Origin of the sequence: Microcoleus sp. LEGE 07076 (assembly GCF_015207455.1) — a bacterium.
Classification (GTDB): Bacteria; Cyanobacteriota; Cyanobacteriia; order Cyanobacteriales; family Microcoleaceae; genus Microcoleus.
In genome coordinates, this window is the sequence record NZ_JADEWV010000071.1 from 21,008 (window position 1) to 27,776 (window position 6,769).

Consider the following 6,769-nt stretch of genomic DNA (forward strand, 5'->3'; position numbering starts at 1 on the left):
CTAGCAGGGCTGCTTTCCGACAGAGATGCTCCCGGTTGTTTGCTGCGATCGCACCTTTATTGTTCCCCTAGTCCGATCGGGTTCCCATACCCGAATTTCTGTTTTGCGAGCGTCATATCAAACGATCGGCAATTTTATGATAAACTCAGCACCGCCCCCAGTTTGAAATTCAATTTGAGATTGAATCGGAGATTGAACCGTAAGGTGGCCGCCGTGCAATTCTACAATAATTTTATAACAAACCGAAAGCCCCAATCCCGTAAAATTTTTCATTGATTTAGTAGGGCCAAACGGGTCAAATATTCTCTGTTGAATCTCCGGCGGAATTCTGCGCCCGTTGTGGGCGATAGATACTGCAATAAACCTGCCTGAAAAATGCTCGACTATATCTGTTTTAATAGTAATAATTGGCTCAGAGTTTTCAATACTGTTAACAGCATCAATAACATTGTTAAAAATATTTAAGCATACCTGGATCAGCTGACCCGGATAACACAAAACTGCTGGCAGGTTATTGTACTCCTTGACTAATAATATTTTTGGTTCCAGCCGGTGAGCGAGCAATAGCAGAATACTGTCGATGCTTTCGTGAATGTTGGCGCGTTCTTTGTTGGCTTGCTCAGGAAGTGAAATTTTTCGCAAAGCCACGACTATCTGGCGAATGCTATCTGTGCCTGTTTTCAGAGAGTTGAAAATTTGCGGCAAGTCTTCGCTGATAAAATCTAGGTCAAAAATCTCTATTTTTTGGGCAATTTCCGGTATTGGTTCAGGATACTCTTCGCTATAGAGGCGAATTAGCTCGAGCAAATCTTTGATATAATCGTTGACGTGAATCAAGCGACCGTAAATAAAGTTAATCGGGTTGTAAATTTCCTGGGCAATTCCGGCAGCGAGTTGACCGACAACTGTCATTTTTTCGCTTTGTAGTAAATGCTCTTCGGTTCTTCTGAGTTGAGCTAATACTTCTTCCAAAAGTTTGAGTTCGTCTTGAATTTGCCCCTGGAGTTGCGATTTGGAAATTGCGATCGCCAGCAAGTCTGCTATTGCTTCGAGAACTTCTACCTCGTCGGGATTCGCAAACCGCCGATTAGCAATGGCGAACAGATATCCCAGCCGATTAGTCTGAGTCAGTACGGGTACTGCTGCGTAGCTGCTGTTTGCGAGTTCGAGATGGACGGGTTGTTGAGGCGTTGCGGCATCAGGGGCGGAGATTTTGTTGAGAAGTATCGTTTCGCACCGCTGCAGCCGTGCAGCTAAATCTCCCGATGGCCCTCCCATCGCGCCGAAGATTCCCAAGCGCCCCGATAAACCTTTTCGACAATATTCCCAGCAAAATTCTACTGTATCTTGTCGGGGGTCGTACCAGCCGAATATTGCTCGATCGAGCTCCAGGAAAGTACCGAGTTCTTCTAATGTTGTTTGCAGGATGCGATCGAGCCTCAACCCAGCACGAATGCGGCCGGTCAAACGGTGGAGAAGCGCTTCTGTGCGAGTGCGGATGCCATTTTTGGCAAAAAGAATCAGTGCCGCAATTGCTGCGAAAATAGCTGCGGCTAAGAGTATGGCCGCTGCTGCTGCTAATATATTTAAGGGGATTAGTTCTTTTTCGAGATTGTGCGAAGGAATTACTAGGGCGATCGACCATTCAGCTTGTTCTAAAGGAAGATAAGCAACATAAACTTTAGCTTCGTTGATTGTAGTCCGCAAAATGCCCGTTTTTTGATAAACCATCTCCCGCGCTACATTTGCCAAATTAGTATCTGCGGACTCTAACAGACTCGGAGCAGGCTTGTCGATATTTCCGATTAACCGAGCGTCGGGATGGACGATGGGGACTCCTTGAGAATTGAGAACAAAAGCATATGTTCCGGCTTCATATTCCAGCTTTCCTACTACTTCGGCAATTCTGTCCATGCTAATAACGCCGTTGATTACTCCGATCGGCTTTTGTGCTGTTTTATCCCGATAATTTGCCGAATTTGACCGCACCGGAGCCGAAATGGGAACAATAGTTTGTTTTTTGAGCGTGCGAGAAATGGTAGGATCTGAAACATAGACTTCTCCAGCCATTGCTTTTTTGAAGTGTTGGCGATCGCTCACATTAATCAAAGCTCGGCCGACTTTTGTTGTGAAATAAGAACCGTCGGGGTCAATTAATGCAAAATGCTGGAATTCTTGCAATCGCTTTACTTCTGATTTTAAATAAGGCCCTGCCACATACCAATTCATCGATCGTACCGCAGGAGTGTTGGCGAGGAATTCGAGCTCAGCCTTTTTCGTGCCGATCCAGCGATCGATCTTGTTCCCGCGCTGCTTCACCTCTAACAAAGCATTTCTTTCTAAATTCTCCACAATCATAAGGCGCACGCTGTGATAGCTGATGCAACCAATGATGCTAGCTCCTAGAATCGTTGCGCCCAAAATTAACAGCGCAATTTTGTAGGGAAAATCGTATTTCCCCTTAAATCCCGATCGCAACAATCTTGTTAATTTCCACCACTTCACTTTCGCAAAGCTTCGCATGGTTTGACCAATTTGTGAGATTAAAATCCTCAGCTCACCTGCGATGCACTTGCACACCAGCAGTCTGAAAACTACTAGCATTCAAGAAGTGCGGGGATTTTTTGATTTTTTTCCCGCTGGCCGGCTCACTCTGTTAAACAGGCATCATATCTTACCATATTTTTGACAAATTAAAACATTTCAGCAACCGCTTCATTGTTTTGTTAAGTGTTGTTAATAATTCTCTCAATTTGGTAAGGTTTGGAGCTCGGCGCAGCCTAGGTTAAGATGTTTGGCTTTAGTGCGATCGGGTAATGTTGAGATATTGGCGTTTTTTGATTAGGCAAGGCACACTCTACCTTGAGGAGTTTGGCGTTTTTATTAATAATAAAATCTTCAAAGTTTTGAGTTATTAATGAACGAAAAATTCAAGAAATATTTAATTCATATTTCAAAACTCAAAACTATTTTCGGTGCTAAATAGCCACAGTTTGGCGATTTATTTAAAGAACCTTGTGAGTGTGATCGTGCTGTTTCACATTATCTTCAGTGCGAACGATGCGCTCGGAATTGAGGACTCTTTTGCGTTCTAAGGAATAAGCAAAGTCGTTGCGAACAGTTCCTGAAGGAATGTGAACTTGAGCTTGGGGGCGGATTTTGTAAGTGCGGGCTGCGGCGATCGCCCGAAAGCCGAATTCGTCGCTAAACTGAGCTTCCGGGGGGAATTCCGGCAGCCTTTTGGGCGAGTCGCCCTCCAGCACCGATCCTAAAGTCGTCCCCCAAGCCATTTCATAAGATGTGGGAATTCCCTTGACAATTGCTTCCAAAGCTGCTGAGGGGATAGCTTCAATTACTTTTACTTGATGAACTTCGCCTTCTTCTTTAATGAAGCAGGTGGCCAAGCCCACTGCGATGTAGTCGTCGGTGCAGAGATCGGGGGCGGTGGGATAAACTGTTGCAGTCGTCATAAAAAATCTTTTGAGTTGGAGTTGAAAACCGTTGGCGAAAAATCAAGCGATTTTAGATTTTAGATTTTTTGCACAGATTTTTCTAGGGTCTTTGAGGTGAAAAATCTCAAACTGGCTGTATCTAATATCTAAAATTGTTGAGGTAAGCTCCAAAGAGCCGATCGCGCCAGCGAGTCGATCGTACCACATCAAGGCAAATGCCGGATGATGCGGCAAGGATTCCCCGCCGCCACGACATTTGCGGGGATATTTTTGACAACAACGCTGCCTGCGCCGATCGTGCTATTATCGCCCACAGTCACTCCGGGGCAAATAATACTGCCGCCGCCAATCCAAACATTATTGCCAATATTAATTTCTGCGGCGAGTTCGCGGCCAGAAACTCTAATTTCCGGGTCTGTGGGGTGAAAAGCCGTGTAAATTTGCACATTGGGGCCGCACAGTAAATTTTCGCCGATGTTAACTCGACAGCAGTCGAGAATCACGCAGCCAAAATTCATGTACAATCCGTTTCCCGCATAAATATTGCTGCCGTAATCGCAGTAAAAAGGTGGCTCGATTTCAAATTTTGGCCCAACTGCACCGAACAATTCTGTGATAATTTCTAACCGTTTGTCGGGTTCGTCTTCGCGGGTAGAATTGTAAATTCTGGCGAGACGGCGGGCTCGCTGGCGTTCGGCAATTAATTGCTCGTCCGCAGCTAAATACAATTCGCCCGCGAGCATTTTTTGTTTTTCGGTTTTTTCCATAAAAATCGGCGGGATCGGATAATATCAATTCCGGTTGTACCGTCAGGTGACTGTTGACTGTTGACTCCGGGTCGAAAAACTGAATGGTTGAGTGTTAACTGTTGACTCGATTTTATTATTCCGATGCAACCGTCCACGATATAAGACGGAGGTTGAACCTTGGTTTCAACCGCCCGGTATGCTTAATTCTGCAAACAAACCGATAAATCCAGATTGGCTAATTGTTCAAAAGCTCGATCGATCGATCCTTTTCCCCGCAAAAAACCAGTATTCGCAGCAGGGCAAATATACCGCAAAGTCGAGGGCGAAAATCGATCGACAATTGACTTGACGCTGTTAATTTGCCGCGGCCAGTGAAAAGTTTTTGGCGTGCAAAGCGGTACTGCATCACCTTCGCGGTTGGGGAGCAAATGTCTGCCAGAAAACAGAACTCCACCGCTGCCGCTATCATAAAGGCAAGAGGAACCCGGAGAGTGACCGGGAGTCCAAAATGCCAGAGTTCGATCGTTCAAAGCAAATTCTCGCTCAAAAACCGTCACCTGCAATCCCGGAAGCAAATAAGCTTCCTGCTCTTGAATCAGGATCTCGCAGCCCGTGGCTTCCTGAATCTCCCGCGCCTTCGCGATAGCGCCGCGGTGGGTGACAAACAGCAGCCGCACACCGCCCCATTCCTCCAAAAAGGTTTGGTTAATCTCATCCCAAGCGGGACAATCCACCAGGATGTTCGATTCGTTTTCTACAATGAAATAGGCTGTCGCACCCAGGGTATCCCGGTTAGGTGGGAAAGCAAAGATATTTGGCAGTACCAGCCTGGGCTGTTTGGAGACGGAACTCTGTTGTTTCAAGGAAGTATTCATAAGGACTGGAATAAATATTATGTTTTTTTTACTATGGTTGTTGGTTTTGGGCTGGATATCTTACTACTTGTTGCAGAGTAGCATCAGCCGCATCACCCGAACTCCGGTATGGCTGCTGTGGCTGGTAATGATGGCGCCACCGCTGATTTGGAGCGGTTGGGTTTTAGCTAACGGCGCAAAAAAAACAGCACCGCCGGAGTTGGTAATTATACCTTTTTTGGTTTGCCCTGTTTTGTACTGGTTTTTGGTACAGTTGGGACGCAAAGAAATTACGCGATCGACTTCTGAGCAAGTAACAGATTCGGACACTGAACCGGCAAAGCCACAACCGCCCCTGCGCCCGATCGATTCAGCCGAAGAAGCAAGTTTGCGCGATTGTTTCCCTTGGTCAACTTACTTTTTGCGGGATTTAGAATTTCGGCCGCAGGCTGTCATTTGTCGCGGACAGTTACGCACCAACCCGGAGGCGGCTTATCAAACAATTCGAGAGAATGTCGAGCAGCATTTTGGCGATCGCTTTTTAGTCATATTTCAAAACAGCTTGAGCGGTCAACCTTTTTTTGCCCTAGTTCCCAATCCCAACCGCCAATCCGCCAAAAATCAAGTCAATACCTCACCTGTAACCAGGCCGTTTTTCGCCTTAGCTTTGCTGCTGATCGCGGGGTTTACGACTACGATTGTCGGCTCCCAAATTGCCGGAGTTACTGAAAAAATATTGCAGGCCAACCCGTCAATGTTGTTCCAGGGTTTGCCTTACTCGCTGGCTCTAATTACAATTTTAGCATTTCACGAATCCGGACACTATTTAGCTGCCAGATTCTATAAAATTCGCACGACTTTGCCTTATTTTATTCCGATTCCGTTTTTTTTGGGAACTTTGGGTGCTTTCATTCAAATGCGGAGTCCAATTCCGCACCGCCGAGCTTTATTTGACATCAGTATTGCCGGCCCGTTTGCGGGTTTAGTTGCCACAGTGCCATTATTAATTTGGGGTTTGGCTCGTTCCACCGTTGTACCGCTGTCAGACAAGTCGGGAATGTTGAATTTTGACTCTTTTACTCCAAATTTTTCGGTGCTAATGACTTTGTTGAGCAAGTTAACTTTGGGCGGTGCTTTGAATGCGGAAACAGCGATTAATTTGCATCCGGTAGCGGTGGCGGGTTATTTGGGTTTGATCGTGACGGCGTTTAATTTGATGCCGGTGGGACAATTCGACGGCGGGCACATTGTACACGCGATGTTCGGCCAGCGAGCAAGTATGGCGATCGGACAAGTTGCTAGAGTTTGTATGTTGCTGCTGGCTTTTTTGGAACAGGGTTTGCTGCTGTGGGCAATTATTTTGTTTCTGACTCCTCTCAACAACGAACCGGCTTTGAATGATGTTAGCGAATTGGATAACCGGCGGGATTTTTTGGGATTGCTGGCGATCGGGCTTTTGTTAATTATTTTGTTGCCTGCACCCAAGATACTCGTTCAGTGGTTAAATATTTAGAAACAAGAATCCCCCCGATTCATCGGTGGGGAATATCAATTGTCCGAGTACCGGACAGGTTCGCATTTGGCGAGTGCCGCCAAAAGTACACTTTGACTCGACAGCTTCGCTAGCGGCACAAAAAGCAGTTAGGATCGCGAATAAAATAATTTACACATAATTGTGGGATGGGCGGGAGATCCCGTCCTGGACGGGATCTCC

General features: G+C 46.2%; 5 protein-coding genes. 1 reads left to right on the forward strand and 4 read right to left on the reverse strand.

Translation table 11 applies throughout. The features are described 5' to 3' along the window. Positions 1-117: 117 nt before the first annotated feature. From IQ270_RS14015 to IQ270_RS14030, 4 genes are all read right to left on the reverse strand, one after another. Positions 118-2,523 carry a cache domain-containing protein gene (locus IQ270_RS14015; RefSeq protein WP_193973801.1) on the reverse strand — a complete coding sequence of 802 codons (2,406 nt, stop codon included), beginning with the start codon at positions 2,521-2,523 and terminating at the stop codon, positions 118-120. Between the two features lie 482 nt (positions 2,524-3,005). Next, a complete protein-coding gene (locus IQ270_RS14020; protein WP_193973802.1) occupies positions 3,006-3,470 on the reverse strand; it encodes a hypothetical protein in 465 nt (154 codons plus the stop codon). A gap of 188 nt (positions 3,471-3,658) precedes the next feature. Beyond that, positions 3,659-4,219, reverse strand: a complete 561-nt coding sequence (locus IQ270_RS14025; RefSeq protein ID WP_193973803.1) for a sugar O-acetyltransferase — start codon at positions 4,217-4,219, stop codon at positions 3,659-3,661. Positions 4,220-4,401: 182 nt separating this feature from the next. Then, entirely contained in the window at positions 4,402-5,064 is a 663-nt protein-coding gene (locus tag IQ270_RS14030) for an MBL fold metallo-hydrolase (protein ID WP_339384158.1), read from the reverse strand. 31 nt (positions 5,065-5,095) lie between these two features. Here IQ270_RS14030 and IQ270_RS14035 point away from each other — a divergent pair, with 31 nt between their 5' ends. Next, positions 5,096-6,568, forward strand: coding sequence for a site-2 protease family protein (locus IQ270_RS14035; protein ID WP_193973805.1), 1,473 nt, complete (start codon positions 5,096-5,098; stop codon positions 6,566-6,568). Positions 6,569-6,769 lie beyond the last annotated feature (201 nt).

What these genes read in the sequence shown, in the direction of transcription:
- IQ270_RS14035 (WP_193973805.1), top strand. Translation starts at nt 5,096, where the DNA reads ATGTTTTTTTTACTATGGTTGTTGGTTTTGGGCTGGATATCTTACTAC.
- IQ270_RS14020 (WP_193973802.1), bottom strand. Translation starts at nt 3,470, where the DNA reads ATGACGACTGCAACAGTTTATCCCACCGCCCCCGATCTCTGCACCGAC.
- IQ270_RS14015 (WP_193973801.1), bottom strand. Translation starts at nt 2,523, where the DNA reads ATGCGAAGCTTTGCGAAAGTGAAGTGGTGGAAATTAACAAGATTGTTG.
- IQ270_RS14025 (WP_193973803.1), bottom strand. Translation starts at nt 4,219, where the DNA reads ATGGAAAAAACCGAAAAACAAAAAATGCTCGCGGGCGAATTGTATTTA.